This is a genomic window from Wolbachia endosymbiont of Muscidifurax uniraptor (genome assembly GCF_054149795.1).
The window spans coordinates 52,489-78,882 of sequence record NZ_CP083727.1; the positions used below are offsets into that span (position 1 = coordinate 52,489).

Below are 26,394 nucleotides of genomic sequence, written 5' to 3' on the forward strand. Positions count from 1 at the left end.
ATTTATCAATAATGGATCACGTTACAACAAAAGACACAACAGTAACTAAGGCAACGATAGCTGGAGATATAAACCAAGAAATAGGATTATCAAAGGAAGACTCTGTTTCGATAATAGATGATATATTGGACGAAATAAAGACAAGCTTGGTAAAGGATGGAATAGTAAAAATATCGTCATTTGGAACATTCTTGGTTAAGAAAAAGAAGGAAAGACCAGGAAATATACCAAATACATCGGAGAAAGTGATGATTCAGGCAAGAAATTCAGTTTCTTTTAGGCCTTCAAAAATTATAAAAAAATCAATCAATAATTAATGAACAAGGAAAAATTATTTTATACGATTGGGGAAGTAGCTGAAGAGCTACATTTGGAACAGCATGTTTTGAGATTTTGGGAAGGTCAATTTCATCAAATTAAGCCTACAAAGCGTAAAGGAAGAAGGCTATATGATCGCAAGTGTATAGAGGCCATAAAGAAAGTAAAATACATGCTATATGATAAAGGATATACAATAAAAGGAGTGCAAAAAGAATTTGGTAATGATATAAAAGTCACAAAGAATTTGTTGCAAGAACTCACCGATTTGAGGGACTATTTAACTAGTAAAATAAATAACGAGGAAAGTAACAAGCAGGCGTGAAACACTACGTCTCGCTAAAATTTTGGAGTTTTGTGAGAGTTTAAAATGTGGCATATAGCCTCATTTCTTATGTTATTAGCAATATTAATAGGCTGTGGCCTGCAAAAACCTGCACCTGTGCTGCTTAAAGGCGAAGAATTTTACGGAAAAAGAGATCTGGAATATACAAGAGAGTACCATTTAATTAGGGAGCCTTCAGTGCAAAAAGAAAGTAGAAAAGCCATCATAAATAGGATATACAAAGATAACAATAATACACAAAATGTGGGGGTAAATTGTAAATTTGTAATGCCAGTTAAAGGTTCAGCTACCTCTTCTGATGAAATGTGTAAGGATGGCATAAAAATTGCTGCTCAAAATGGAACGAACGTAGTTTCCTCTGCACCAGGCAAAGTGATATATGTAGGCAAAGGGCTGAGATGGTATGGGAATTTAATTATAGTGGAACACAAAGATAATTACATGACTGTGTACTCCTATTTAAAAAACATACATGTTGAAATTGGCGATAAAGTAAAGCAAGGTCAAGTAATTGGATCTGCAGGTAAATCAAGCACACAAGATAAAGATCCACAGATGTGTTTCACAATACGACATAATGGCCAAGCGGTTGATCCTTTGATGCATATGAACTGTAATTGAATTTGGATTTATATGAAATATGATTTTAAAAGTGTTGAAAAATTTTATCAAGATAAATGGGATTTTTCTGTAAGCAAGAGTGGTAAACAAGAAAAGTGTTACGTGTTGGAAATGTTTCCATATCCATCTGGTAAAATTCATATGGGACATTTACGTAACTATGCAATAGGGGATGTGATAGCGCGTTACAAGAGAGCTAATGGATTTGAGGTTTTGCATCCAATTGGCTGGGATGCGTTTGGATTACCAGCTGAGAATGCAGCAAGGGATAACAATATTAGCCCCGAAACATGGACAAAAGAGAATATAGATAATATGCGTACACAGTTGAAATCTATAGGTCTTTCTTATAATTGGGAGCGTGAACTCTCCACATGTGAGCCTGATTATTACAAACACGAACAAAAATTTTTCCTGGATTTTTTAAAGCATGGGCTTGCCTATCGAAAAGAATCATGGGTTAACTGGGATCCAGTGGACCAAACAGTGCTTGCAAATGAACAGGTGGTTGATGGAAAAGGATGGCGATCAGGTGCAGTTGTTGAAAAACGTAAGTTGTCCCAATGGTTTTTAAAGATTACTGATTTCGCTGAAGATTTACTCAAGTGCCTGCAAAGTTTGAAAAATTGGCCAGAAAAAGTCAAAACAATGCAGGAGCGTTGGATAGGAAAATCTGAAGGAGCAACTATAGAGTTTGAAGTAGTTGGCCTGAATAAGAAATTAAAAGTTTTTACAACTTATCCTCATACTTTGTTTGGGGCTTCTTTTTGTGCAGTGGCAGCAGAGCATCCTATTGTGCAGGATTTAAAGAATGGTTCTTCTGTTGTCATCCCAGTGCTTGACACTGGGATCCAGGAAATAAAATCGAAAAGAGAGAACGATGAAAAAATAGGAGTTTACACCGGATTAAACGTCAAACATCCATTTCTTGATAAGGAATTGCCGCTTTACATAGCGAATTTTGTGTTGATGGAATATGGGGAAGGCGCGATTTTTGGTTGCCCTGCACATGATCAGCGTGACTTTGAATTTGCACAGAAATATAATTTGCCGATAATTCCCGTTATTTCTTCAGCCCACTTAGGTGTCATTCCAGCGCGTGACCAGAATTCTTACAATGGATCCCAGTGTCAAGCTACTCAGATGACAAAGGAGGCGTATACTGGAGACGGGACAATGTTTAACTCCGAATTCTTAAACGGATTAATGGTTAGTGAAGCAAAGGAAGCCATAGTTAAAAAATTTGAAGAAAAAAAAATAGGCAAAAAAACAATAAACTATCGTTTGCACGATTGGGGAGTTTCAAGGCAGCGTTATTGGGGATGCCCTATACCTATCATATATTGCAAAGATTGCGGAACTGTTCCAGTGCCAGAAAAAGACCTTCCTGTAGTTCTACCAATAGATGTAGAATTTACAAGTGGTGGCAATCCGCTGGATAAGCACCCAACTTGGAAATTTGTTGATTGTCCAAAGTGCGGAAAGCAAGCAGAGCGTGAAACTGATACATTCGACACCTTTTTTGAATCTTCCTGGTATTTTGCTGCATTCTGTAGTGAAGATAAATCAATAGACAAAGATGCATGTAATCGTTCTATGCCTGTTGATTATTATATAGGTGGGATAGAACATGCAATTCTGCATTTGCTTTATTCAAGATTTTTCTGCCGTGCTTTAACCAAATGTGGCTATTTTGATATTAAAGAGCCTTTCTCTACTTTAATCACTCAAGGAATGGTCTGCCATGCAACTTATAAAGACGAAAATGGTAAGTGGCTATTTCCCGCAGAAGCAAAAGAGTTGATTGCACAAGGAGCTAAGGTTCAAGTTGGAAAAGTCGAGAAAATGAGCAAATCGAAAAAGAACACAGTTGATCCAAATTTTATCATAGAAAAGTATGGTGCTGATACTGCCCGCTTGTTTGTGTTGTCCGACACTCCTCCGGAGAAAGATATGGAATGGTCCGATAATGGCGTGGAAGGTTGTTCTCGTTATGTAAATAAATTGTGGCGTATGGTCATGCAGCTAAGACCTGTAAATATACACTATGATAATGAAAATGTTACGGGTGGACTTCTAGAGTACAGAAAAAAAATTCATAAACTCTTACACGGACTTACAGATGACTTGGAAAACTGCAGATTAAACTGTGTAGTGGCAAAATTTCGTGAGATGACGAATTTAATAGCTGAAATAGACGTAAAAACTGGAAAATCTCTTATTGATGAAGGTATATGTATATTAATCAGAGTAATCGAACCATTCATACCACATCTAGCTGAAAGCCTATGGCAAGAAATAGGAGGTCAACCTTGGCCAAAAGCTGATGAATCATTATTAGTTGACGATACGGTAACTATAGCAGTGCAAATCAATGGAAAATTACGTACAACAATCAAGGTGGCAATTAACTTACCTCAAGAAGAATTGAAGAAAATAGCGATAGACTCTGTGTCCAGTAAGATCGATCAAAGCAAAGTTCGCACTGTATATGCTGTACCAAATAAGATAGTAAATATAGTTATATAAAAGACCTGAGTAGTACGTTTTATATAATCTGATTTTATGGCTATACTTTTTTTGACATGTAGTTATATCTTTTTTAATATAAAGGATATATACTTATGCATTATATATTTTTTTGTATGAGGAGTTATATGAAAATAAAGAGATTGTGCGTTTTGGCTGTGTTGCTTACTTCATCTCTAGCAGGTGCAGCTAGTAATAGTGCAAGTAAGTCAGAAGATAAGTACTATGCAGGTTTAAACTTTGGTGCTGGTTGGGGTGGTGGCTTTAAAATGAAACCTGGTGTTGTTCTTGTTACCATTATGACCAAAACTCTAAATTTGAACTTGAGGTTCTCAGTAATATTAAGTCATTAAAGAGCATAGGAGCTAGCTTATTGGCAAACTACCGCTTCTATCCTGACCTTGATATTGATCCCGTTAAACTATATGTCAGCGGAGGTTTAGGAGGATATCTCCAAATAACACCTTTTGGCTTTGGTGTTAGTGATACAGTTGATGGTGATGACAATAGTTCACAAGAAGAAAAAGAAAAGGAAGAAGAAACACAAGGTGCTCCAGAATCAGGTGGTGAAGCTGCTGGTTCATCTGTAGTAGATAAAATACTGAGTTCTATTTCCTATAAACTAAAGTTAGGTGTTGATTATGAAATTACTCCGCAGATAATTGGTGCAGTTGGTATGACCATGGGTGGGCAACTAAGTGGTATAAAAGCAAAACAAATACCAGATGCAACTCTAGAGATAGGGGTACGTTATAATTTTTAATGCTGCTACTTAGTTCATAAAGGTAGAGACGATGTTGAGGATGAAATAAACAGCATTAAAAAAAATCCGAAAACGTATTTTCGAATATGGTTTTGAACGCTAGCTATAGATTAGAAAAATAACAAGAAAAAGGGTAAACATACTGTAATTGCTGTTGAATGATGGAGTCCATTATTTTAGCACGAAGTAACGAATTCAGTAGAATAAGTTCTTCAAAAATAATTTAAACTTTTATTAGTAGGAGCAGTCTCATGGAATATTATAGCGATCTCACTAAAAGAAACTTTTATAAGTATCGTTGATGAGAAAGGAAAAATTGTTAAGGAAGAAGTTGTTGCAAGAGAAAGTAAGGCAATAGCTGAATTTTTTCTTGGTCAAGGCAAAAAATATGAATCCATGGGAATAGAAAGTGGACAGTTATCAATTGACCTTACCCAGAAAAAGTGGAGAGAAAGTTTGGAATGTTTTTTACAAAAAGAATGATGCATCAAATTGTTCTGGAATGCAATAGTTAGAGGTTGTCCACAAACCAGTAAATCAAGCATATTCCCTACTTAACATAACTTTACTCATAGCCAGATATATGAAACTTTCAGTAGATGTTGTAAGTAAATCGTACTCCTTTGGTAGCCTTCTATTTCTATTGATCCAAGCAAAAGTCCTCTCTACCACCCACCTTCTCGGCTGTACTGAAAATCCAGGATCCCGTTGTGGCAATAGTTCTAGTGGTGTATCTTTATGCACCCAAAACCTACATGGAGGCCTTTTGACAATTTCAATATTTATCCCATATTCTCTCTTTACGTAATCCTTTAAATCTTTTCCTTGGTATCCCATATCAGCCCACATTTTCTTAATATTGCTGTATTTTTCCTTCATATTGTCCAATGCCATCTTCACCCCATCTCTGTCATTTTCGCTTGCAGCTCCTACATAGCAACCAAGCACAAATCCTTGAGTATCTGTGATTATATGTCTTTTTCTCCCCTTTACCTTTTTCGCACCATCATAACCTTTGCCCCCCCTTTTTCCGTGGTTTTTACCGATTGACTGTCCACTATGCATGCGCTCGGCTTCCCATTTTTGACCTACTATATTTAGTGATATCATAGTTCATTTTCTCAAAAATTCTCTGCTTTTTCCATCTTCTAAACTGTTCATGCACAGCCTTCCACGGCGGAAAATCGTGTGGTAAATAGCGCCATTGACATCCTGTGCGCAGTATATAAAGAATTGCATTTACTATCTCACACTTCTGTATTTTGGTGGCCTTCCTCCTTTCTTGTACGATACTCTGAAGTGTTTTTCTATTCTTGCCCATTCCCTTTTACTTAAATCTGTTGGATATTTTTTCCTCATCTCTTACCTCAATATTCTTTCTTTATATACTACGTATTCCTTGGTTTGTGGACAACCTCTAATAGTGACGTTGTTTGTTATAAAAAATTTCTATGTATTCAAATATTGCAGTTCTAGTTTGTTGAGCAGAGTGTTGTGAAGTATCAATAAGTATTTCTCTTTTCAATGAGCTAAAGAAGCTTTCTGCAACAGAATTGTCGTAACAACAGCCTTTATTACTCATCTATATTCTTTACAGCTAAGAGATATTGATACCCTTGCGCAGTATATTGTGAACCTTGGTCACTGTGCAGCAGTAGATTTTTACAGGTTTACGCCTATTAATGGCCATTAATAAAGAGTTCATAACCAATTGTTTATTTATTGCACTACTCATTAACTACCATACGTGAGAATTATTGCTGCCAAATATAGCCATCCCTCCTTGGTTTTGATGTAAGTAATCCCATACTTTATTTGGTTGATCAACAATAAAGTTTTGATCTAGTATATTGGGAGCTACAGCTCTATTATCTGTTTGTTGTTTTTTAATTTTAAACTTTCTTCTCAGTATAGCCCTGATGTCATTTTTCTGCATAATACTTTGCACCGTTTTCAAATTGCAACTTTTACCCAAAGCCTTCAATTCAGCATGAATTTTAGGAGCTCCATATCTACATTTAGAAACTTGATATATTTTTTGAATAGCTTCGAGTAGCTCTTTATTTGCTGATTCTCTACTGCTTATTTTTCTTGTGGTCCACTTATAGTAGCAACTAGCAGAAAATCCTACATAATTCCTGTACTTTATAGCAGTTACTATGCTCTTTTATAAAAAAATATTTTACTCTTTTTGACTGGCCAGGGCTTTTTTTTAAATGTCTCTTTCCCTTGTTACTTTTGCTAACTCTTTCTGTAAATCAAATCTCTCTTTGTCGTAAGGAGCCATGTTACCTCTACCTGGAAATGCATCTGCTGCCGACTTTTTTTCGTTGTGTTTCTTTATCCATTTTCCTAATAAACCACCCTTTATTCCTAAATCCTTTGCTGTTTTTGTAATTGTTTGACCTACCTTTCTTTGTTCATTTGCCAGCTTAACAGCTTCCAATTTGAATTCTGCCGTATATTCTCTTACCATTTCTAATCCTCCAAAATTTTATTTTACCCAAAAAAACTCTTTTCTTTCTCTCCACTTTTTCTGGGTAAGGTCAAACAATGACTATGCAAAAAACCTAATAACATGTATAATCTACAAATAATTTCTGAGGTAGATTGTGAAACTAGGTGTTAATATCGATCACGTTGCAACCCTCCGCAACGCACGCGGAACTTCTTATCCAGATCCATTGAAAGCAGCAGAAATAGCCATTGACGCTGGAGCAGACTTTATTACTGTACACTTACGAGAAGATAGAAGGCATATTAGAGATGAAGACGTATTTAACCTAAAAAAAAGCATTAGCACTGAGCTAAATCTTGAAATTGCAGCCACGGAAGAAATGCTTGAAATAGCAAAAAAGGTAAAACCCTATTCGATTAGTATAGTACCAGAAAAAAGAGAAGAATTAACAACCGAAGGTGGCCTGGATATCGTGAATATGCACAGTAAACTTTCTAGTATAATAGAGGAAATGCATAGCTCTAGCATAAAAGTCTCACTGTTTATCGATCCAAATATTGATCAACTAAAATATCTTGAAAAGCTAGGGACAAAACCTGACATAATAGAAATTCACACAGGGGATTACTGTGATAATCCATCAGAAAAAAAGTTACAGTTAATTACTAATGCTGCAGAGTACGTCAATAAATTAGGAATAGAATGCCACGCAGGACATGGCATAACTTATAAACACGCTAAGAAGATGACAAGAATACCTCACATCTCAGCTCTTAACATAGGCCACTATTTAATTAGCGAAGCTGTATTTTACGGCTTACACAGCGTAGTAAAAACAATGAAAATGACAATGTCTAACTAACTGCTGCTTTTTCCTTCTCATTTAAAATACTTAAAAGAGTTTGGCTTGCTTTAAATTTTACCCTTGTCTTTTTAGGAACAGTCATGATCTCACCACTTTGGGGGTTACGACATTGTTTTTCCTGACTGATAGCAGTAGAAAATGTTCCTATTCCATGCAAACGTATTTCACCTTTCCCATGCAGCTCATTCTTTATTATTTTAATAAACGCATCATGAATCTTGCTCAAATCAGATTTTGTTATATCTATATTCTGACTAGAACAATCTTCCTTTAATTGTTTTATTATATCTTCTTTACTCATAAATTACCTTAATATTGAAAAAATCACATAAATAGCATATTATGTTGACACCGATAGTCAACTAAATTCATCACAAAAATAGAGGATATCATACATTTTTGCAAATATTTGTATAATACTTACAAAAAAACACCCCTATAAAATAACTATCTCTTAGAAAATTGACACTTTTTCCGAGCTTTATGTTGACCATATTTCTTACGTTCAACAACACGTGAATCTCTAGTTAAGAACTCACCATTACGTAGTATAGAATGCAAATCTTGGCTTACACTACTTAAAGCTCTGCTTATTCCATGAGCTAGAGCACCTGCTTGACCAGATAGCCCTCCACCTTTTACAGTTGCAAATACATCGTATTTATCCAATGTGGAAGTTGCAACAAATGGCATTTTTACTATTTGGCACACTGACTCTCTTTTAAAATAAGAAATTAGATCGCCTTTTTTGTTAACACTAAATTTTCCACTCCCCGGCTTTATCCATACTCTTGCTACAGATTCTTTTCTTCGGCCTGTAGCATATAAACGACCAAGCGAATCAACTGCTGATTTAATTGTCTTTTCTGACCAATCATTGTTATTTATTGTAGAACTCTTCATTTTTACTCCATTACTTTTTATTTTTACGATTCAAAGAGGCAAAATCTATCTTTTTAGGTTGCTGTCCTTGATGCTTATGCTCTGAACCAGAATAAACATACAAATTTTCAAAGCGTCTACGTGCCATAGGCCCATCATCAAGCATCCTTTTCACTGCCATTTCTATTACACGCTCAGGAAATTTGCCATTTAAAATATTATCTGGAGTAGTTTTCTTCAAACCACCAGAATAACCTGTATGCTTATAGTAAATTTTATCTTTAAGCTTCTTTCCGGTGAAATGCACCTTTTCTGCGTTGATAATAATTACATTATCGCCACAATCCATATGAGGTGTATACTCAGGTTTATGCTTTCCACGTAATAGTGTCGCTACAAATGCTGCAAGCCTCCCTACCACTAATCCTTCTGCATCTATGACAAACCACTTTTTATTGATTTGTTTCTCCTTTAAGAAAAAAGTCTTCATTACTTGATCCAACAATAGTAGGCTATGATATACTTAATTTCTCAATAGTGTCAACAATATTAGTTATTGATTATTAAAGTAATTTATGTTAGTAATTGAGCTGCGCAACCAATATGCATAGGAATTAGAATGTTTCGATTGATTATCACACTTGCGATCATTTTTAATACTATAAGTTGCTATGCAACCGATGTGGGAGAAGTGATAAGCAAAGCCATCAAAAATAGCTCAAAAATAAAGTCTCAATTTTACCAATATAAAAGCGCAGAAAAACACTATAAATCTTCTGGGTTAGCTGGATTTTTACCTGACATTAATTTGCAATACAATTTCGATAGTAACTTTAATCTTGATACATCTGAAAAAAAACTTACATTGCGCCAGAAATTAATCGATGGCGGTGGTACCTTTGCCACATTCAGTCGATCAAGCCATCTTCTCAAAGCAGAAAAGATGCGATTTCAGCAATTAAAACAAGAGCTTGCACTTAATGCTGTGAAAGCATATGTTAATGTTTTACAAAAGACAGAAATATTAAAGCTCAGAGAACATAAAGAACGCGTTTCTTTGGAACATTTGTCAGCTATGAAAAAACGCTTTTCCCTTGGAGAGGTAACCAATGCTGAAGTTTTGTTAGCAAAAGCAAAATTTTCGTCTTCTATATCCGAAAGAGTTGATGCTGAAGGTAAATTAAAGTTGGTAAATATTGCTTATTATCATTTGATTGGCGAAGATGCTGATGACCTTTCTGAAGCTAATGATAAACTACCTTCTGTTCCAGAGCTAAATGAATGTTTACAGTTAGCAAAAACCAATAATTTATCTCTAAAAGCAGCAGTTTATCAAAAAAGAGCAGCCGGAATGGAAGTGATTGCTGAAAGCTCCAAGTGGCTTCCTTCTTTAAATCTAAGTGCAAGCAAAAATTTTGGGGAGGATGGTATGAAGGTAGACAAACTATTAGAAAATGTTCATGTAGTTTTTACTCTTGATGTTCCGATCTTTAAGAGAGGAGTTAATGCTTTTGGTGTCAGTAAAGCTAAAATGGATGCAAAAAAATCTACCTACGATTATTATGAAACGGTAAAAAATATAGAACAAGCAGTTGTAAATGCTTGGAATAATGTGTTGACAGCAAAGGCCATTATCAAAGCAAGTCAAGAAGCGGAAAAAGCAGCAGCTCTAGCATTGGAAGGAGTTGAGCAAGAAGTAAACTTAAATTTAAAGAGTACATCTGACCTTTTGGACACTGAAGATGCATTATTTAAAGCACGTTCAGACTTAGTTGAAGCAAAAAGCAATTATGTGATTAGTGTTTACAACTTGCTTTTTATGATAAATAGTATAGACCTCTAAATTTAATGGTATTAGCACTATGCATGATGAACAAGGCAATCAATCTGTAAAAGATATCCTAGAAGATATAAAAAAAGCTATATCGGGTAAAAACGCGAGTAACGATAAAGCAGAAATAAAGGATGAAAATGATGATGTGCTATACCTTGAGGAAGAGTATCCAGAAGAAATAGAAGAAGATGGCAAAAAAGAAAATAATGAAAAAGAGGACATTGATAATGATGACCAAAGTGAGGAAATGGCTTGCAACAATAACCAATTTAATGGCCATAGCTACAATTCAGAAGAAAAAAAAGATATTTATTTGTACGATAATATCCAAATGAGTAATAACAAAGCGAGTAATAGCGGCTTACAAGCGCAAAATAACGATCATCTAGTTTTAAAAGAGAATATGGAAGAGATCAAAGCGTTGCTTGGAAAAATGCAAAACGAATTACAGCATAAACAACAAAAAAAAGCGAACCTTACTGTTGAAGAATTAGTTACATCTCTTTTAAAACCTCAGCTCTCAGAATGGCTGAATAAATATCTACATGCACTGGTAAAAGAAGTAGTTGAAAAAGAGCTTAAAGATATAATCAATAATAAGTAGGGTATTAGCAATAAAAACTAGAGTAAAGACGGCTAGAGGCAGAAAACTATCTTCAACAAGGTGGCTACATCGTCATTTGAATGATCAGTATGTGCAAAAAACTAGCAAGGATGGTTATAGGTCACGCTCAGCATATAAGCTGGTAGAAATGGATAACAAATTTAAATTATTCCAAGAAGGGCAAAAAATTATTGATCTTGGTGCTTCTCCTGGTGGATGGTCACAAGTTGCATCTCAGAAAGATGCAAATGTAGTTGCTCTTGACGTAAAACCAATGAATGCAATTAATGGAGTAGAGTTTATACAATGTGATATTATCAATGAGCTTGAAATTTTAAGAGAAAAATTCAAGGATCAAAAATTTGATGTAATTTTATCTGATATGGCCCCCGAATCTTGTGGTTTAAAATCGTTGGATCATATCAGAATTATGCTTTTATGCGAAGCAGCGCTCAATTTTGCAAAGCATTTCTTGAGTCATGGTGGCACGTTTGTAGTAAAAATTTTCCAAGGAGAATCTGATAAAGATTTTTGTAACGAGCTAAAAAAAATGTTTAAAACAGTAAAATACTTTAAACCAAAGTCAAGTAGATCTGAATCTACAGAAATGTATTTGGTAAGTTTAGGCTTTATTGGCAGCAAACCTTCTATATAATATTAATCCAGGTAGTCCGCAGAAACAAAAAACTTACTTGACAAACTCCGCCAGCGCCCTTATCATGAAACTGAAGCTATTTATTTATCTTCTCTGTACGGATTAAATGACAAAAAAACTCACGTATCTGGCGTCTCATGTTTAATTTTTTGCACTATGTGCACCTTATGTCTTTATAAAACTTCTACCTACATAAGCTGAAACGCGCTTATAAAGCGTTTAAAACATAAAAAAACGCCAACTTAAAAAATGGATAGTGAATAACTAGCTACCCTAGGGTTTCTTTTGCCTTTTTTTCTGTTTAGTAAATTTCTTAATGTTTATAATTTAGATTAGTTGCGGCTTAAAAGCAACTAAATCGCGGTTATTAAGCGTTTAGAATAAAAAAACGCCATACTTGAAAGTATAATGTAAGTAATTAGCCAACCACGAGGCTTCTTTTGCCTTTTTTTTCGTTTGGTAAATTCCTTAATGTTTATAGCTAAACGACAACCGTCATCCCGCTACTTGTTAGCGGGATCTATGTTAAGGTATGACGGTTAAGTAACTCGTCATCCCGCTACGTGTTAGCGGGATCTGGAGATACCGTCACGGTATGATGAGGGAGAACAGTTAGCGGCTGAGATACCGCGAATGAATCGCGGTATGACGGTTCGCGGTGGCATGATGTAGGACTGCTGTGACACCATTATAGAGTGAACCAGTGTCAGCTACTTGGATGACAGACAAGAAAATGTTTATGACTAATTTTTAGATCAAACATGGAATTTCGACAAACTTAACTTTTTTGTGAGACTGTTCAGCAATAATAAATAAATTGAGAGGAAAGGTTATGGCAATAAAAAAGGAAAAGTTTTTTGAAATAATAAATGAGGTAAGCAAGAGTGAAGGTTTAAATGAGAATAATTTACTTGAAAGAATAGGAAGTGAGCTAAAAGATGCAGACTCAATAGTATATAGCACTTATAACAATTTGAAGATAGATAAGATGTTCAGTATATTAGATTCAGACAAAATTGTAAATTATATGTTGGTACATCTTGCTGTGGAATGTAACAGTGTACCAATAGTAAAACTCCTACTAGCAAAGGAAGCAAAAGTTAATGAACCAATATATGAACTTGATGAAGCTAAGTCTCAGCTAACTGCTTTGCACATTGCTGCTTTGCATGGTCATCAAGAGATAGTTCAGCTTTTATTGAATAATGACGCAAATCCTTTACTAAAAGATACTCAACCACTATCGGCTGAGAGCCGAAAGGTTGGATATAGCGCTGGAAGCGCGATGAGAAGCTAAAGCTACTCCAATCTTATACTAGATATAGAATGAGGCTGATGTGCATCTGTATGTTTATTGATGTACTCATTAATGACTTCATCTGTGATATGTCCGCTGGTAGCACTAAAGTATCCTCTTCCCCAAAAACGCTTTCCCCAGTACATTTTATTTAGCTCTGGAAATTCTTGTTGAACTTTGCGTGAAGACCTGCCTTTGGCTCTTTGAACAAAATCACTCACAGCTATATGAGGAGGTATTACTACGAATAAATGTAAATGATCTGATGATATTACTCCGTTTTCTATCTTAATCCCCATTTCTTCAGATACTTCTGCTATGATTGTTCGTATTCTCTCCTTCATAGCCTTAGTTAATACTCTGTACCGATATTTTGTAATCCAGACTATATGGTACCTATGATAAAATACAGTGTGTTTTCCTTTGTCATATTCCGTCATAACTATACTTTATAAAGTACAGTTATGACATTGACAAACTAAAGTTTCTCCACCTAGAAGGTGGAGGCTTGTACCATCTTATGGAAAGTCAAGGCCGAACTCCAAGGGATATTGTCGGTGATGTAAAAGGTAAAAAGGCTATAATAGAAATGTTAGAGGAAGGAGAACAACGTTATGCTGAGGCAGGAGCTACGAGAAGACAAAATAGACAAGGCACTTTACCGCAGCCTAATAATAAAACTCCAGGAAATTTAGCTGTGAACGGAAATAACGCAACTGCTGCAGTGCAAGCATGTAATGCAAGAGATCAGGAAGAGAACAACGGAACTACACCAAACAACAGAAAAATCTATGTACAAGATGAGGATGAACAGACTTCTTCAAACTCAATCGTTAATGAAAACAATACAGACAAAGTAGATGATACATTAGAAAAAGAACAGGCTATAAGAGAAAGAGATGCTATGGCGCAAAAGTTGCAAGAGGCAGAACAAAGACTTGCCAATAATCAGAAGCGCATAGAACATAATGACTTGCACAGTCAACATCCAGAGCAGTATACTACATATAATGGGGAGCAGATCTTTTTAAATAAAAGTAATAGTGGCGATAGTGGAATATATTTTGATGTAGATGAATCTGAAGCTTTAGACCAATCTATATTAGAAGATGGAGAAGACATTAATGCACAAGATAAAGATGGCGTGACCATTTACATTATGCTGCTACATATGGTTATGTAGAGATTGCAGAATATCTAATAGATAATGGAGTAGATGTTGATGCACAAGATAAAGATGGCGTGACCCCTTTACACTATGCTGCTGCAAAAAGCGCTAAAGAATCAGTAAAACTTTTGATAAAACGTAAAGCAAATATTAATGCACAAGATAAAGATGGACATACCCCTTTATATTTTGCTGTTGCAAATGACAATAAAGAATTAGCAAAACTTTTGATAAAATATGGAGCAGATTGCTCATTGATAAAGGATGAAGACCTAATAGATAGACTAAACAGTATGTGTGATCAGCCATCTGAGGTTGTACCTAGTACCTTTTCTCATTCCAAAACACACAACGCAACGGAAACTCCAGAAAAAGCAGAAAAGGTTGAAAAACGTAAAGCTAAGTTAAAAGAATTACGTACTCAGCTAAAGGATGAGCAGAAAAAGAATGAATTGCTAAAACAAAAAATACAAGATCTAGAAAGTAAAAACACAACACTTGAGGGTGGACTAGGAAAAGCGCAAAAGGAACTAACAGAATTGAGAAATTGTGTCACTGAACATGAGACTAAATTGGAAGTACTGGAGAAACTCAATGAAGAGAATGAATCACTAGAACAAAAAATACAAGATCTAGAAAGTAAAAATACAACGCTTAATAGCGAATTAGAAGAAAACGAAAATAAGCATTCTAAAACAAAAGTGTTGTTAGAAAAAGCGCAAAAGGAACTAGCAGAATCAAAAAGTTGTATAGCTAGACATGAGACTAAGTTGAAACAATTCAATAAAGAGAATGAATCACTAACACAAAAAATAAGAAGTCTGGAGAATGAAAACACACCACTTGAGGGTGAACTGGGCAAAACTAAAACAAATGAAGTGTCACTAGAAAAAGTAGGAAAAAGACAATTTTCCCCAAAAGTTGCCTACGCGAGCCTTGCAGCTATGTTAGCAGTAGGTGCTGCTCTTAGTATTGCTTCCGGATTGTCTGCTCTATTAATAGTTGCAGCTTCTGTGGTATCTGCATTGATAGCTGGTGGCATTACATACACAATATCAAAACCCATCGCTCCTGACACTGAATTGAAAGAAGTGGATATTCAAGGTTCAGCACAACGGTGTTTGTAAAACTTAGCACCCACAGTTGTACGAACATTGCAATTTGCAGATGCAAGTAGCTGCACTGGAATGACATCATCTGCCACCTGCAAATTGCAATAGCTGTGTCTGTGAGGGTTAATTATGGAAAAAATTCAAGCTATAAATGAGTTGTACAATAGCATTTATGCAGCACTAAAGGCAAATTCTGATTTAAGAAAATATGTTACTAACATTTATGATTACTTACCTAAACAGGTCACCATTCCTTACCTAAGATTGCGCGTAGTGAATTATAATAACCTGCATATGCTGTCCAATTTTGCTACAAAGGCAAGATTTTCATGCGACATATATACCCATCATATAGGCAGTATGTTTGCCATTATAAGGCATATTAACTTGATACTTAAGAGCATTGAAGGTTTTAATAATGAGGCCATTTTAGAAAGTAATTGTGCTATGGATCAACACGATGAAATTTTACATTCAACAATTAATTTTGATATTTTAATAAAAGGAGGTGATAATGAGCAAATTACAGCTAAAAATTAAAGATCATGACAATAATTTTATTGTGTTAAATAATATACGAAACCTAAGGTTTACTTTGCGTAATAACAGAGAAGAGGTGAAAGATATTTCTTCTTTTGGCTGGAGAAAAGTATTGGATTCTGCTGGAAGCAGACACATTACGATAAAAATTAATGGAATTTTAGACTCTGTATTAGCTGATGAATTATTACGTAATTCTGCTATGCTAAACTCTAATAATGATTATGAAATTAGTTTTAATGCTAAGGAAAAGATAAGGCTTAGGTGTTCAGTTGAATTGTATGAGAGGTGTTATGATCCTGTTACTTTTGACAGCTTTACTGTCGTTTTAGTCAGTGCTGAAGTTGTAAACGCTTTTCATTAATGTTAATTTAATTTTTTCATATACAATAGTAACTGGTGAGAATTTTAACTAAATTAAAAAAAATCATGAACGACAAAGACCTTTTCGAGGAAGACGGTGATGATATTGAAGAAAATAACGATGATAAAAGAGAGAAAAGTTTAGAAAATGAAAATCAGCAAAATCAAGAAGAACAACACAAAGAGGAAGATAAGCAATACATAATACAATATATTCAAGACTATTTGAAAGTTTTTGAGGATATTCTAAATCAGATCGACGAAGGAATTGATAATTTAGATAGTTACGAAAGGACTATGCAAATAAAGCGAAGCATAGACAGGCTCATAGAGACTTTATATAGTCAGGCTGCGTCCGAAGATATTGATGCAGAATTTGAAACTACCAAACACACTCGCGATAAATCAGAATCTATGAAAAGAGTTAGAGAGAAGAGAAGAAAGCAAGTGATAGAAGAAGTATTAAGTAGCATGTTTGCCCAGCAACAAAAGGAGCTAATGAACGCTAAACACTTAAGTCATGGACATGAAACAGCAAAAGATGGGGATGTCCACGAAGCAAAGGAAAAAGTGAAGTCTTCAATCAGGGGAGTGTTGTTTTCGGTGATTGCTCATAGGATGGATCCAAGAAGGAGGGCAGGGGAAACTGCTGACGGTAACGAAAAGCAAGCTCATATATATGGCAGGGAAGCAGTTGGTGGAGCTTTAGGTGCATTGTTAAAAACGTTTTTAACAGCAGTTATTGCCGTTGTGCGTGAAATTGCTAAGCCACTTCAGAAACCGGAAACATCTTTTGCAAAACAAGTTGAAGAAAGCAGAAACGCAGATTCACAAAAGGGTCGATCTGTGTAGATTTCTCCTTGTAATAATCTTTCGATTCTACTGTCTGTTAATTCAAATTAGGGTTATAAAATTTTAGAAGCCAGCTCTTATATAACCAATTTATAGCAAGAAATTACGATACAAAAATCAGCGTCCGTTAGAAAATAAACATAACACAGGGTGATAGAGTTGCCCCTATCCATAAGCGTCAGTTAAGCTCAAAATTGTAAGCTTAAAATATGGTTGAATAATTATTAATAATAGTATATAATTATTAACGTTTTTCAGGCATTTTTGTTATGGGTGCGCCAAGTAAGCGTTTAGAATACAATTGGTGAAAATCCAACTGACCTTACCCAGAAAAAGTGGAGAGAAAGTTTGGAATGTTTTTTACAAAAAGAATGATGCATCAAATTGTTCTGGAATGCAATAGTTAGAGGTTGTCCACAAACCAGTAAATCAAGCATATTCCCTACTTAACATAACTTTACTCATAGCCAGATATATGAAACTTTCAGTAGATGTTGTAAGTAAATCGTACTCCTTTGGTAGCCTTCTATTTCTATTGATCCAAGCAAAAGTCCTCTCTACCACCCACCTTCTCGGCTGTACTGAAAATCCAGGATCCCGTTGTGGCAATAGTTCTAGTGGTGTATCTTTATGCACCCAAAACCTACATGGAGGCCTTTTGACAATTTCAATATTTATCCCATATTCTCTCTTTACGTAATCCTTTAAATCTTTTCCTTGGTATCCCATATCAGCCCACATTTTCTTAATATTGCTGTATTTTTCCTTCATATTGTCCAATGCCATCTTCACCCCATCTCTGTCATTTTCGCTTGCAGCTCCTACATAGCAACCAAGCACAAATCCTTGAGTATCTGTGATTATATGTCTTTTTCTCCCCTTTACCTTTTTCGCACCATCATAACCTTTGCCCCCCCTTTTTCCGTGGTTTTTACCGATTGACTGTCCACTATGCATGCGCTCGGCTTCCCATTTTTGACCTACTATATTTAGTGATATCATAGTTCATTTTCTCAAAAATTCTCTGCTTTTTCCATCTTCTAAACTGTTCATGCACAGCCTTCCACGGCGGAAAATCGTGTGGTAAATAGCGCCATTGACATCCTGTGCGCAGTATATAAAGAATTGCATTTACTATCTCACACTTCTGTATTTTGGTGGCCTTCCTCCTTTCTTGTACGATACTCTGAAGTGTTTTTCTATTCTTGCCCATTCCCTTTTACTTAAATCTGTTGGATATTTTTTCCTCATCTCTTACCTCAATATTCTTTCTTTATATACTACGTATTCCTTGGTTTGTGGACAACCTCTAATAGTGACGTTGTTTGTTATAAAAAATTTCTATGTATTCAAATATTGCAGTTCTAGTTTGTTGAGCAGAGTGTTGTGAAGTATCAATAAGTATTTCTCTTTTCAATGAGCTAAAGAAGCTTTCTGCAACAGAATTGTCGTAACAACAGCCTTTATTACTCATCTATATTCTTTACAGCTAAGAGATATTGATACCCTTGCGCAGTATATTGTGAACCTTGGTCACTGTGCAGCAGTAGATTTTTACAGGTTTACGCCTATTAATGGCCATTAATAAAGAGTTCATAACCAATTGTTTATTTATTGCACTACTCATTAACTACCATACGTGAGAATTATTGCTGCCAAATATAGCCATCCCTCCTTGGTTTTGATGTAAGTAATCCCATACTTTATTTGGTTGATCAACAATAAAGTTTTGATCTAGTATATTGGGAGCTACAGCTCTATTATCTGTTTGTTGTTTTTTAATTTTAAACTTTCTTCTCAGTATAGCCCTGATGTCATTTTTCTGCATAATACTTTGCACCGTTTTCAAATTGCAACTTTTACCCAAAGCCTTCAATTCAGCATGAATTTTAGGAGCTCCATATCTACATTTAGAAACTTGATATATTTTTTGAATAGCTTCGAGTAGCTCTTTATTTGCTGATTCTCTACTGCTTATTTTTCTTGTGGTCCACTTATAGTAGCAACTAGCAGAAAATCCTACATAATTCCTGTACTTTATAGCAGTTACTATGCTCTTTTATAAAAAAATATTTTACTCTTTTTGACTGGCCAGGGCTTTTTTTTAAATGTCTCTTTCCCTTGTTACTTTTGCTAACTCTTTCTGTAAATCAAATCTCTCTTTGTCGTAAGGAGCCATGTTACCTCTACCTGGAAATGCATCTGCTGCCGACTTTTTTTCGTTGTGTTTCTTTATCCATTTTCCTAATAAACCACCCTTTATTCCTAAATCCTTTGCTGTTTTTGTAATTGTTTGACCTACCTTTCTTTGTTCATTTGCCAGCTTAACAGCTTCCAATTTGAATTCTGCCGTATATTCTCTTACCATTTCTAATCCTCCAAAATTTTATTTTACCCAAAAAAACTCTTTTCTTTCTCTCCACTTTTTCTGGGTAAGGTCAGTCTTTAGGCACCCAAACAAAGGGAAATGCTGGATAAAAAGAAAATACTTTAAAAAGTATAATAACGATAACTGGCGTTTTATGACAAGTAACAAGATACATCTTATTATACACAGCGATCATGATATTAAACGACATATCAAAGTGCAAAAAACCAGATCTCCATATGATGGTGATTGGGTATATTGGGGTAAACGTCTGAGAAAAATACCAGATAAGCCATTAAGAGTAATAAAACTATTGAAGTTACAACAAAGTAAATGTGATAATTGTAGACTATGGTTTAAAAGTGATGATACAATAGAAATACATCACAAAGACCGGAATAGACGAAACAACATGATCAAAAACTTATCTTTGTTACATGGACATTGTCACGATGAATTACACAGGAGGTGTGCATGAAAAGCACCAAATTGGAGAGAAGCCGTATGAGGCGCAAAGTCTCACGTACGGTTTTGAAGTCGAGTGAGGAGGGGCGACCTTCTTCACTTAGACAACAATATGCAGATGAAACTACGGAAGAAGACTTAAGGAAAATAGCAGAAAAAGCACCAATAATAAAGTTAGCCTACGATGAATTAGACAGGTTTAGCTGGAATGAAAAAGATTTAGTAGCATATGAAGAAAGAATAATGGATCTGCGGAAAGAAGAAGGCATCCTCGCTAAAAAACTTGATGAGGGAAAGATTGAAGTAGCAAAAAACCTACTTAAGGCTGACATCTCTATTGATATTATCTCTCAGACAACCGGCCTTCCTCAAGCTGAGATTAAACGACTTCAGGAAGAAATCACCTAAAAGGCTAATGATCAACGAAAAAATTGTAAGAGAGAACTTAAAAAAAGTCATAGAGCAAAAAAGCGGTAAAGATGTGACCGCTCTTGGCATAATATCCTCAATTATTATTAAAGGTCAAGATGTTGGTTTTGTGCTTGAAGTTGCCGGTAACACGCAAGCAAATGAAGAATTAAGAAAAAATTGTGAGCAAGCTGTTAAAGCTATACCGGGGGTGACAAAAGTGACCGTGGTTGCTACTGGTCAAAAACAAACTGGGCAACAAAAAGCTAAATTACATATCGAAGGAGTGAAAAATATAATCGTTGTAGCCTCTGGTAAAGGCGGTGTGGGCAAGTCCACAGTTGCGCTAAATCTTGCTCTCTCATTAGCAAAGTTGAAACATAAAGTTGCGCTGGTTGATGCAGATATATATGGTCCTTCAATTCCTAAAATGCTTGGCGCTGAAAAATTAAAGCCAGAAATACAGGATAGTAAAGCAATGCCTATAGAAAAGTATGGACTGCATACTATTTCAATTGGCTATTTTATCGATAAAGATCGTGCAGCAATATGGCGCGGACCTATGATTACAAAAGCACTTTATAGTCTGCTAATGGGAACAAAATGGTCCGATATAGAGTATTTGATAATTGATACACCACCTGGAACTGGCGATGTGCATTTAAGTCTTATGGAAAATTTTAACTTAACTGGGGCGATAATAGTTTCAACTCCACAGGAGCTCTCTTTAATCGATGCTCGCAAAATTTATGATATGTTTACAAAGCTCAGCGTACCGGTTATTGGCATTGTAGAAAATATGAGTTATTTCATTCAAAGCGGCTCAAAAATATACATATTTGGAAAAGACGGTGCAAAAAAAATGTCTGAGGAGCTGGGCATCAAACTTCTAGGCAGAGTTCCTCTAGATCCACAAATATGCCATGCTTCTGATTGCGGAAATCCTTTAATGCTAAGTGAGGATTTGGCAGAGATTTATGAAGACATTGCTCAAGGTATAGTTAAACAATAGAATAAGCGTGAGAAACATGCGAATCAAAGTCCTCTTTTGTTAGTTACAAAATAGACTGCTTGCATAACCATTATTTACATGAAAAATTAGCAGCTTTTGTCATTCCAGCGCGTGACGCTGGAATCCAGAAAAAAAGAAGAATGGATTCCAGTGGGCTTTGTTGCATCGCTACTTATGAAAGGCTAACTATAATTAGGATTATAAGCAACTTATTGAAAATCTTGTTTTTTTTGCAATCAATCTGATCAAATTTAAGAATAGTAACTTGTTATTTATATTAATAAATTTAATTCTATTGAAAATAGCTAAAGCATTGAAATTCTTGAATTTTAGCCGGATTAGTGAGTGGTAGTGAAATTTCTTTTACTCAAATTTAGGTATTCACTGACCGTTCTTGTTATAAATACCAGAATAATAAGCTACTGATATTCTCCACCTTTTTTATCTTTAATCCATCATAGCTAGCGATGCAACAAAGCCATCCCAGTGTCAAGCACTGGGATGACACCTTTATGTTTGAGGCAAAACCGGCCATAGCATTTAACACACTGCCTTCGCAAAATGTTCGTACAGTTGTTCGTTACGTGCTGGAATGACAAGGTGGAGTGTCTTTAGATGTCATCCAAGTAGCTGACACTGGGATCTAAAAAATTTAATTTATATATAAAGTTTGTTTAAACTATTTTCAAAACAGATAAAATATAATTTTACAATTAGCGTAAATAAAATGAATTATGATGTAATCATTTCAGGTGGTGGGTTACTTGGTCTTATTACTGCCATTGGCCTCAGTTGTGACTCTGTGTCTGTAGCTGTGATTGAAAAAAATAGTCTACCACGTGTAGTAGATGATAATCGAGCATTTGCTATTTCTCAAGGCTCGAAAAAAATATTGGAAAAGTTAGGGATTTGGCAGTTTGTGGAAAGTGAAGCTGAGCCAATACTTGATATATGCATATTAGATGCGGTTACTGTGCATTACAATCATAAAATGGTTAGCGAAGAGCCAATGGGTTATGTTATCAACAATGCTACTATATGGAATGCAATCAACAATAATTTTCTAAATAAACTGAATATATACTCTCCACATTCCTATAAAACAATTGCTTGTGATTCAGGATATGTGGAAGTGATTCTTGATAATAACCAGGAATTAATATCATCGCTACTTATCTGCGCTGAAGGCAAAAACTCTAAATTACCAGAGTTATTTTCTATACCGACAGTGAAATTTGACTATAAACAAAGTAGCATAGTATTTAATGTAAAGCATGAACTGCATCACCAAAACTTAGCTGTAGAGCGTTTTTTTCCTGGCGGTCCATTTGCAATTCTACCGATAAAGGATGGCTATACTTCTTCGATAGTTTGGACAGAAAAATCTGGAATTTCAAAAATGCTAATGGATCTGTCTGAAGAAGAATTTATTATAGAGCTTAAAAAAAGATTTGGTTCTTATTTAGGAAAGATAAAACTAGAGGGTGAAAGAAAACTTTATCCTTTAAGTTTTGTTTTCGCAAAAAAGTTATATAAGGGTAGAGTTTTGCTTATCGGCGATGCAGCACATTCAATTCATCCAGTTGCAGGTCAAGGGCTTAATCTTGGAATTAGAGATGTAGAAAGTATTATAAAGCACGTAGTTGCCGCAAAAGCATCTGGTATTGATGTTGGCAGTAGTTATTTATTAAAGAAAATTTCACGTAACAGATACTTTGATAATTTTACAATGGCGCTTGCAACTGATGGATTAAATAGGATGTTTTCCAACAGAATATTCTGCGCTAAAGCACTAAGAAATCTTGGCTTGATTGCAGTTGAAAATTCAAATTTCCTCAAAAAACGCTTCATTCGGCATGCTATGGGATTTATATAAATCACTATTTTATAGTTAATGCAAGTCAGGTTTCCCACGTCATACCGCCGCGGTATCTTGGCCGCTAACACGTAGCGGGATGACGAATGTATCTGTTTAGCAGTTGTGTTAAAAGTCAATAGAAAAATTGATGTAGCTGTGGATAAGTACTTTTATCTGTATAAACGTGCTTATCCACAGCTATACTGGCTCTTAGATAGAAACAGACAGAGAGTTATATTCCTCAGTAAAAACCCTGTCATCTCTGACTAAAGAGTTAGCAAGAATAAGCAATTTCCTCATGGCAGCAGTGGAAGCAATTTTATATGGCTTTTTATATTGACTATATAATCTAGTAAAGAAAGGTTTGATATAGGAATTAGGGGGGGAGGGGGGGGATGTATGGTCCCAGAGTGTGATGGTATGATAAAATATGAGAAAACAATACCATCAAGGGAGGAATTATGGGACAAATATTACATGGGTGCGCCAAAACAACAGAGACAATTCGTAGAGCAATACAAAATAGTAAAGAGAGCATAGCAAAACTCTCCAGGTACTATAACCTTAATCCAAAAACTATCATTAAATGGAGAAAACGGTCTTTTGCCAAAGACGCTGATATGGGTCCGAAGCATGCAAGATCAACTGTTTTAACTTTAGAAGAGGAGGCTGTAATTGTTGCATTTCGTAAGCATACTCTATTGCCATTAGATGATTGTCTCTACGCTTTGCAAACCTCAATCCCACACTTGACTCGCTCTAGTCTACATCGTTGCTTACAGAGGCACAGCATTAGCAGACTACCAGATGTTGATGGCGAAGTTAAACCAAAAAAGAAATTCAAACAATATCCTATAGGCTATTTCCATATTGATATTGCAGAAGTCAGAACAGAAGAAGGAAAGTTATATTTGTTTGTTGCAATAGATAGAACATCCAAATTTACGTATGTTGAGTTGCATAAAAGTGCTACAAAACCTATAGCTGCTGAGTTTCTACGTAATTTGATTAAAATTTTACCATATAAAATCCACACTATTTTGACAGATAACAGTGTACAATTTACCAACCAAAAACGCCATAAATACGCTTTTCAACATATATTTGATAGAGCTTGTGAAGAAAATGACATTGAACACCGTCTAACAAAAGTTAGCCATCCTTGGACAAATGGGCAAGTTGAGCGTATGAACAAAACTTTAAAGAATGCCACTGTTAAGAAGTATTACTATCAGTCTCACCAGCAACTCAAAGAGCATCTTTATGACTTTGTTATGGCCTACAATTATGCTAAAAGACTCAAAACTCTTAAGGGTCTTACACCTTTTGAGTTTATATCTTTACAGTGGACAAAATCTCCTGAATTGTTCATACTAAATCCACACCATCACACTCTGGGACCATACACTTCCTGTGTTTCGTAATATTATACAATCAAATTGATAAAAGCTGTATTATCTCCTTGCAGCATCAAGTGTATATTTTTTGCTATTTTTTCCACTAAGGGAGTAACATTATCAAAATTTGAAAATTTTGATAACACATAATCTGCTAAGCTTCTTTGATCTTCAGGTCTACCCACTCCAAATCTCAAGCGCCAATAATCGTTGCCAATAAAACTATCTATGGATTTAAGTCCATTATGTCCAGCAGAGCTACCACCTTTCTTTATTTTTATTCTTCCAAGTTCCAAATCAGCGTCATCGTGTATGACAACGATATTATCTAGCGATAATTTGTAAAAGTTTCGTATTTTTGCAACAGGGATGCCTGAATTATTCATAAATGAATAAGGCTTTATTAACATGATTTTATTATCATTAATTATGCCAGAGGTTATCAGATAATCGGCTTTTTTAGAGAACAACTGAAAACCCCAATATTTGCAGATTGCATCAACGGTGATGAAGCCGATATTATGATGAGTTAACTCATATTGACTACCAGGGTTACCAAGCCCAACTATCAGGTGCACTATTCCTCTGTTTCTGCTTGAGGTTCTTCAACGTCACTATCGGCAGCAGAAATTGTAACAATGGTAAAATTTTCTTCTTCATGGGCTACAAACTTAACACCTTCTGGTAATTTTACATCATTAATATGTATAGACTGGCCAATCATTTTACCGGATAAATCAACTTCAATAACCTGAGGTATTTTATCAGGAGAGCATTTAACAGCAATAGAACGACACAAAACATTAAGCACTCCACCTAACTTGATCCCTGGGGCTTTACTTTCATTCACAAATGATAGAGGTATGTCTATTTTAATTTCACTGCCTTTATCAACAAATTGAAAATCAACATGTTGCACAGTATCCTTTACTACATGCAATTGGATATCGCGAACAAGAGCATATTCCTTTTTGCCCGAAATATTCAGCTCTATCAAATGTGCAGAAAGAGAACCTGATTTATATTGCTTCGTGAATTCCTTTGCAGACAATGTCAAATTTACATTATCATGGCCCTTTCCATATATTATTCCAGGGATGTTTCCTTTCTTCCTTAGAGAATGCACCGCTTTTGTTTTTGTCACGTTACGTAACTCTGCATTAATTGTTACTATTTCCTGTTGCGTCATCGATTACTCCTATTCAGCTAATCCTTTTAATATAATTTAATAATAATATAACATAAAAATATTTATTTCAAACTTCATTCTTTCATACTAATTGTTTGTGAAAGGATTTATTTAGATATATATTTAAACTTATTTAACAAGAACTATGGGCATTGACGATAAAGTAGTTTTTAGGATTTATAAACCAACAAGAACTGCAACACAATCTGGTTTAGGTAATACAAATTTCTGGCACCTAAAAATTGAATCTGGCTCCTACTACATTGAACCTTTGATGGGGTGGGTTGGCTCAAAAGATCCCAAAAAACAGATTGTATTAAAGTTTGATTCTCTTGAAAAAGCAGTATTCTACGCAAAAAAATGCAACGTTAAATACATAATTGAAATGCCAAAAAATGTTAAGAGGCTGCCAAAATCTTACGCAAGCAATTTCATACTAAAGTAAGGTTTATTGTGGTGTGCTTATCTGTAAAAGATAAAGCTTAGTATA

Annotated in this window: 30 protein-coding genes and 6 pseudogenes; 21 read left to right on the plus strand and 15 right to left on the minus strand. The window is 35.2% G+C overall.

From position 1 onward, the window contains the following. Nucleotides 1–11 precede the first annotated feature (11 nt). The 5 genes and pseudogenes from LA754_RS00225 (at nt 12) to LA754_RS00245 (ending at nt 4,577) form a co-directional block, all read left to right on the plus strand. Nucleotides 12–317: an integration host factor subunit alpha gene (locus tag LA754_RS00225; protein ID WP_006279881.1), complete on the plus strand. Its 306-nt coding sequence runs from the start codon at nt 12–14 to the stop codon at nt 315–317. Then, nucleotides 317–643, plus strand: a complete 327-nt coding sequence (locus LA754_RS00230; protein WP_006279880.1) for a MerR family transcriptional regulator — start codon at nt 317–319, stop codon at nt 641–643. The genes LA754_RS00225 and LA754_RS00230 overlap by 1 nt, the downstream gene beginning before the upstream one ends. A gap of 45 nt (nt 644–688) precedes the next feature. Continuing rightward, a complete protein-coding gene (locus tag LA754_RS00235) occupies nt 689–1,285 on the plus strand; it encodes a murein hydrolase activator EnvC family protein (protein ID WP_006279879.1) in 597 nt (198 codons plus the stop codon). Between the two features lie 12 nt (nt 1,286–1,297). After that, on the plus strand, nt 1,298–3,814 hold the full coding sequence (gene leuS / locus LA754_RS00240; protein ID WP_006279878.1) for a leucine--tRNA ligase: 2,517 nt from the start codon (nt 1,298–1,300) through the stop codon (nt 3,812–3,814). Nucleotides 3,815–3,942: 128 nt separating this feature from the next. Then, a pseudogene (locus tag LA754_RS00245) lies at nt 3,943–4,577 on the plus strand (hypothetical protein). 537 nt (nt 4,578–5,114) lie between these two features. On the opposite strand, the gene LA754_RS00250 reads toward LA754_RS00245, so the two are convergent. The 4 genes and pseudogenes from LA754_RS00250 to LA754_RS00265 all read right to left on the minus strand — a co-directional run bounded on the left by LA754_RS00250 (nt 5,115) and on the right by LA754_RS00265 (nt 7,053). Then, nucleotides 5,115–5,642 carry an IS5 family transposase gene (locus LA754_RS00250; RefSeq protein ID WP_255324046.1) on the minus strand — a complete coding sequence of 176 codons (528 nt, stop codon included), beginning with the start codon at nt 5,640–5,642 and terminating at the stop codon, nt 5,115–5,117. Between the two features lie 109 nt (nt 5,643–5,751). Beyond that, nucleotides 5,752–5,868, minus strand: a pseudogene (locus LA754_RS00255) (transposase); the annotation flags it as partial. Then, nucleotides 5,820–5,936 carry a transposase gene (locus LA754_RS00260; protein ID WP_457923744.1) on the minus strand — a complete coding sequence of 39 codons (117 nt, stop codon included), beginning with the start codon at nt 5,934–5,936 and terminating at the stop codon, nt 5,820–5,822. The gene LA754_RS00260 and the pseudogene LA754_RS00255, both read right to left, overlap by 49 nt. 58 nt (nt 5,937–5,994) lie before the next feature. Beyond that, nucleotides 5,995–7,053 (minus strand): annotated as a pseudogene (locus LA754_RS00265) (IS3 family transposase). Between the two features lie 136 nt (nt 7,054–7,189). On the opposite strand from LA754_RS00265, the gene LA754_RS00270 reads away from it, so the two are divergent. After that, nucleotides 7,190–7,897, plus strand: coding sequence for a pyridoxine 5'-phosphate synthase (locus LA754_RS00270; protein WP_006279877.1), 708 nt, complete (start codon nt 7,190–7,192; stop codon nt 7,895–7,897). Here LA754_RS00270 and LA754_RS00275 read toward each other — a convergent pair. The 3 genes from LA754_RS00275 to rplM all read right to left on the minus strand — a co-directional run bounded on the left by LA754_RS00275 (nt 7,890) and on the right by rplM (nt 9,272). Next, entirely contained in the window at nt 7,890–8,201 is a 312-nt protein-coding gene (locus tag LA754_RS00275; RefSeq protein WP_006279876.1) for an HU family DNA-binding protein, read from the minus strand. The two genes, LA754_RS00270 and LA754_RS00275, sit on opposite strands and share 8 nt — an antisense overlap. 146 nt (nt 8,202–8,347) lie before the next feature. Continuing rightward, on the minus strand, nt 8,348–8,803 hold the full coding sequence (rpsI, locus tag LA754_RS00280; protein WP_006279875.1) for a 30S ribosomal protein S9: 456 nt from the start codon (nt 8,801–8,803) through the stop codon (nt 8,348–8,350). A 10-nt stretch (nt 8,804–8,813) separates the two neighbouring features. Beyond that, complete coding sequence (rplM, locus tag LA754_RS00285; protein ID WP_006279874.1) at nt 8,814–9,272, minus strand: 50S ribosomal protein L13; 459 nt, start codon at nt 9,270–9,272, stop codon at nt 8,814–8,816. A 129-nt stretch (nt 9,273–9,401) separates the two neighbouring features. Between rplM and LA754_RS00290 the strand changes: the two genes are divergently transcribed. From LA754_RS00290 to LA754_RS00305, 4 genes are all read left to right on the plus strand, one after another. Beyond that, nucleotides 9,402–10,625 carry a TolC family protein gene (locus LA754_RS00290; protein WP_006279873.1) on the plus strand — a complete coding sequence of 408 codons (1,224 nt, stop codon included), beginning with the start codon at nt 9,402–9,404 and terminating at the stop codon, nt 10,623–10,625. A 19-nt stretch (nt 10,626–10,644) separates the two neighbouring features. Beyond that, on the plus strand, nt 10,645–11,220 hold the full coding sequence (locus LA754_RS00295; protein ID WP_006279872.1) for a PopZ family protein: 576 nt from the start codon (nt 10,645–10,647) through the stop codon (nt 11,218–11,220). Nucleotides 11,221–11,296: 76 nt separating this feature from the next. Further along, nucleotides 11,297–11,875 (plus strand): RlmE family RNA methyltransferase, encoded by a 579-nt coding sequence (locus tag LA754_RS00300; protein ID WP_006279871.1) that lies wholly within the window; start codon nt 11,297–11,299, stop codon nt 11,873–11,875. Nucleotides 11,876–12,707: 832 nt separating this feature from the next. After that, nucleotides 12,708–13,172, plus strand: a complete 465-nt coding sequence (locus LA754_RS00305) for an ankyrin repeat domain-containing protein (RefSeq protein WP_049973624.1) — start codon at nt 12,708–12,710, stop codon at nt 13,170–13,172. Nucleotides 13,173–13,174: 2 nt separating this feature from the next. Here LA754_RS00305 and tnpA read toward each other — a convergent pair whose 3' ends face one another. Beyond that, nucleotides 13,175–13,612 carry an IS200/IS605 family transposase gene (tnpA, locus tag LA754_RS00310; protein WP_006279552.1) on the minus strand — a complete coding sequence of 146 codons (438 nt, stop codon included), beginning with the start codon at nt 13,610–13,612 and terminating at the stop codon, nt 13,175–13,177. Between the two features lie 80 nt (nt 13,613–13,692). On the opposite strand from tnpA, the gene LA754_RS00315 reads away from it, so the two are divergent. From LA754_RS00315 to LA754_RS00335, 5 genes are all read left to right on the plus strand, one after another. Then, a complete protein-coding gene (locus LA754_RS00315) occupies nt 13,693–14,355 on the plus strand; it encodes a hypothetical protein (protein ID WP_236718324.1) in 663 nt (220 codons plus the stop codon). 2 nt (nt 14,356–14,357) lie between these two features. Further along, on the plus strand, nt 14,358–15,467 hold the full coding sequence (locus LA754_RS00320; RefSeq protein ID WP_236718328.1) for an ankyrin repeat domain-containing protein: 1,110 nt from the start codon (nt 14,358–14,360) through the stop codon (nt 15,465–15,467). Nucleotides 15,468–15,581: 114 nt separating this feature from the next. Further along, complete coding sequence (gene gp17 / locus LA754_RS00325) at nt 15,582–15,992, plus strand: tail completion protein gp17 (RefSeq protein ID WP_006279870.1); 411 nt, start codon at nt 15,582–15,584, stop codon at nt 15,990–15,992. Continuing rightward, the gene (locus LA754_RS00330) at nt 15,967–16,356 is read left to right on the plus strand and encodes a phage tail tube protein (RefSeq protein ID WP_006279869.1); all 390 of its coding nucleotides are present in this window, start codon (nt 15,967–15,969) and stop codon (nt 16,354–16,356) included. Before gp17 ends, LA754_RS00330 begins: the two co-directional genes overlap by 26 nt. A 65-nt stretch (nt 16,357–16,421) precedes the next feature. Then, on the plus strand, nt 16,422–17,207 hold the full coding sequence (locus tag LA754_RS00335) for a hypothetical protein (RefSeq protein ID WP_077188485.1): 786 nt from the start codon (nt 16,422–16,424) through the stop codon (nt 17,205–17,207). Nucleotides 17,208–17,636: 429 nt separating this feature from the next. On the opposite strand, the gene LA754_RS00340 is transcribed toward LA754_RS00335, so the two are convergent. The 4 genes and pseudogenes from LA754_RS00340 to LA754_RS00355 form a co-directional block, all read right to left on the minus strand. Beyond that, nucleotides 17,637–18,164, minus strand: coding sequence for an IS5 family transposase (locus LA754_RS00340; protein WP_255324046.1), 528 nt, complete (start codon nt 18,162–18,164; stop codon nt 17,637–17,639). 109 nt (nt 18,165–18,273) lie between these two features. Beyond that, nucleotides 18,274–18,390, minus strand: a pseudogene (locus LA754_RS00345) (transposase); the annotation flags it as partial. Beyond that, the gene (locus LA754_RS00350; RefSeq protein ID WP_457923744.1) at nt 18,342–18,458 is read right to left on the minus strand and encodes a transposase; all 117 of its coding nucleotides are present in this window, start codon (nt 18,456–18,458) and stop codon (nt 18,342–18,344) included. The pseudogene LA754_RS00345 and the gene LA754_RS00350, both read right to left, overlap by 49 nt. A gap of 58 nt (nt 18,459–18,516) precedes the next feature. Then, a pseudogene (locus LA754_RS00355) lies at nt 18,517–19,575 on the minus strand (IS3 family transposase). A gap of 154 nt (nt 19,576–19,729) precedes the next feature. Here LA754_RS00355 and LA754_RS00360 point away from each other — a divergent pair. From LA754_RS00360 to LA754_RS00370, 3 genes and pseudogenes are all read left to right on the plus strand, one after another. Next, on the plus strand, nt 19,730–20,053 hold the full coding sequence (locus LA754_RS00360; protein WP_065095496.1) for an HNH endonuclease: 324 nt from the start codon (nt 19,730–19,732) through the stop codon (nt 20,051–20,053). A gap of 95 nt (nt 20,054–20,148) precedes the next feature. Further along, a pseudogene (locus LA754_RS00365) lies at nt 20,149–20,448 on the plus strand (hypothetical protein); the annotation flags it as partial. A gap of 7 nt (nt 20,449–20,455) precedes the next feature. Beyond that, nucleotides 20,456–21,460 (plus strand): Mrp/NBP35 family ATP-binding protein, encoded by a 1,005-nt coding sequence (locus LA754_RS00370; RefSeq protein ID WP_077188487.1) that lies wholly within the window; start codon nt 20,456–20,458, stop codon nt 21,458–21,460. 397 nt (nt 21,461–21,857) lie between these two features. Here the strand turns inward: LA754_RS00370 and LA754_RS00375 are convergent, their stop codons facing one another. After that, nucleotides 21,858–22,007, minus strand: coding sequence for a hypothetical protein (locus tag LA754_RS00375; RefSeq protein ID WP_457923646.1), 150 nt, complete (start codon nt 22,005–22,007; stop codon nt 21,858–21,860). Between the two features lie 180 nt (nt 22,008–22,187). Here LA754_RS00375 and ubiH point away from each other — a divergent pair, with 180 nt between their 5' ends. After that, nucleotides 22,188–23,336 (plus strand): 2-octaprenyl-6-methoxyphenyl hydroxylase, encoded by a 1,149-nt coding sequence (ubiH, locus tag LA754_RS00380; protein WP_077188488.1) that lies wholly within the window; start codon nt 22,188–22,190, stop codon nt 23,334–23,336. 443 nt (nt 23,337–23,779) lie between these two features. Further along, complete coding sequence (locus tag LA754_RS00385; RefSeq protein WP_006279689.1) at nt 23,780–24,742, plus strand: IS481-like element ISWpi4 family transposase; 963 nt, start codon at nt 23,780–23,782, stop codon at nt 24,740–24,742. Nucleotides 24,743–24,744: 2 nt separating this feature from the next. Here the strand turns inward: LA754_RS00385 and pth are convergent, their stop codons facing one another. After that, complete coding sequence (gene pth / locus LA754_RS00390) at nt 24,745–25,293, minus strand: aminoacyl-tRNA hydrolase (protein WP_006279688.1); 549 nt, start codon at nt 25,291–25,293, stop codon at nt 24,745–24,747. Beyond that, nucleotides 25,293–25,904: a 50S ribosomal protein L25/general stress protein Ctc gene (locus LA754_RS00395; RefSeq protein WP_006279687.1), complete on the minus strand. Its 612-nt coding sequence runs from the start codon at nt 25,902–25,904 to the stop codon at nt 25,293–25,295. The genes pth and LA754_RS00395 overlap by 1 nt, the downstream gene beginning before the upstream one ends. A 145-nt stretch (nt 25,905–26,049) precedes the next feature. Here LA754_RS00395 and LA754_RS00400 point away from each other — a divergent pair, with 145 nt between their 5' ends. Then, the gene (locus tag LA754_RS00400; protein WP_006279686.1) at nt 26,050–26,349 is read left to right on the plus strand and encodes an NADH dehydrogenase ubiquinone Fe-S protein 4; all 300 of its coding nucleotides are present in this window, start codon (nt 26,050–26,052) and stop codon (nt 26,347–26,349) included. Nucleotides 26,350–26,394: the final 45 nt, after the last annotated feature.

Excerpts from the sequence above, each read along its gene's own strand:
- LA754_RS00225 (WP_006279881.1), top strand. The coding sequence starts at position 12 with ATGGATCACGTTACAACAAAAGACACAACAGTAACTAAGGCAACGATA.
- LA754_RS00230 (WP_006279880.1), top strand. The coding sequence starts at position 317 with ATGAACAAGGAAAAATTATTTTATACGATTGGGGAAGTAGCTGAAGAG.
- LA754_RS00235 (WP_006279879.1), top strand. The coding sequence starts at position 689 with ATGTGGCATATAGCCTCATTTCTTATGTTATTAGCAATATTAATAGGC.
- leuS (WP_006279878.1), top strand. The coding sequence starts at position 1,298 with ATGAAATATGATTTTAAAAGTGTTGAAAAATTTTATCAAGATAAATGG.
- LA754_RS00250 (WP_255324046.1), bottom strand. The coding sequence starts at position 5,642 with ATGCATAGTGGACAGTCAATCGGTAAAAACCACGGAAAAAGGGGGGGC.
- LA754_RS00260 (WP_457923744.1), bottom strand. The coding sequence starts at position 5,936 with ATGAGGAAAAAATATCCAACAGATTTAAGTAAAAGGGAATGGGCAAGA.
- LA754_RS00275 (WP_006279876.1), bottom strand. The coding sequence starts at position 8,201 with ATGAGTAAAGAAGATATAATAAAACAATTAAAGGAAGATTGTTCTAGT.
- rpsI (WP_006279875.1), bottom strand. The coding sequence starts at position 8,803 with ATGAAGAGTTCTACAATAAATAACAATGATTGGTCAGAAAAGACAATT.
- rplM (WP_006279874.1), bottom strand. The coding sequence starts at position 9,272 with ATGAAGACTTTTTTCTTAAAGGAGAAACAAATCAATAAAAAGTGGTTT.
- LA754_RS00290 (WP_006279873.1), top strand. The coding sequence starts at position 9,402 with ATGTTTCGATTGATTATCACACTTGCGATCATTTTTAATACTATAAGT.
- LA754_RS00295 (WP_006279872.1), top strand. The coding sequence starts at position 10,645 with ATGCATGATGAACAAGGCAATCAATCTGTAAAAGATATCCTAGAAGAT.
- LA754_RS00305 (WP_049973624.1), top strand. The coding sequence starts at position 12,708 with ATGGCAATAAAAAAGGAAAAGTTTTTTGAAATAATAAATGAGGTAAGC.
- tnpA (WP_006279552.1), bottom strand. The coding sequence starts at position 13,612 with ATGACGGAATATGACAAAGGAAAACACACTGTATTTTATCATAGGTAC.
- LA754_RS00315 (WP_236718324.1), top strand. The coding sequence starts at position 13,693 with ATGGAAAGTCAAGGCCGAACTCCAAGGGATATTGTCGGTGATGTAAAA.
- gp17 (WP_006279870.1), top strand. The coding sequence starts at position 15,582 with ATGGAAAAAATTCAAGCTATAAATGAGTTGTACAATAGCATTTATGCA.
- LA754_RS00330 (WP_006279869.1), top strand. The coding sequence starts at position 15,967 with ATGAGCAAATTACAGCTAAAAATTAAAGATCATGACAATAATTTTATT.
- LA754_RS00335 (WP_077188485.1), top strand. The coding sequence starts at position 16,422 with ATGAACGACAAAGACCTTTTCGAGGAAGACGGTGATGATATTGAAGAA.
- LA754_RS00340 (WP_255324046.1), bottom strand. The coding sequence starts at position 18,164 with ATGCATAGTGGACAGTCAATCGGTAAAAACCACGGAAAAAGGGGGGGC.
- LA754_RS00350 (WP_457923744.1), bottom strand. The coding sequence starts at position 18,458 with ATGAGGAAAAAATATCCAACAGATTTAAGTAAAAGGGAATGGGCAAGA.
- LA754_RS00360 (WP_065095496.1), top strand. The coding sequence starts at position 19,730 with ATGACAAGTAACAAGATACATCTTATTATACACAGCGATCATGATATT.
- LA754_RS00370 (WP_077188487.1), top strand. The coding sequence starts at position 20,456 with ATGATCAACGAAAAAATTGTAAGAGAGAACTTAAAAAAAGTCATAGAG.
- ubiH (WP_077188488.1), top strand. The coding sequence starts at position 22,188 with ATGAATTATGATGTAATCATTTCAGGTGGTGGGTTACTTGGTCTTATT.
- LA754_RS00385 (WP_006279689.1), top strand. The coding sequence starts at position 23,780 with ATGGGACAAATATTACATGGGTGCGCCAAAACAACAGAGACAATTCGT.
- LA754_RS00395 (WP_006279687.1), bottom strand. The coding sequence starts at position 25,904 with ATGACGCAACAGGAAATAGTAACAATTAATGCAGAGTTACGTAACGTG.
- LA754_RS00400 (WP_006279686.1), top strand. The coding sequence starts at position 26,050 with ATGGGCATTGACGATAAAGTAGTTTTTAGGATTTATAAACCAACAAGA.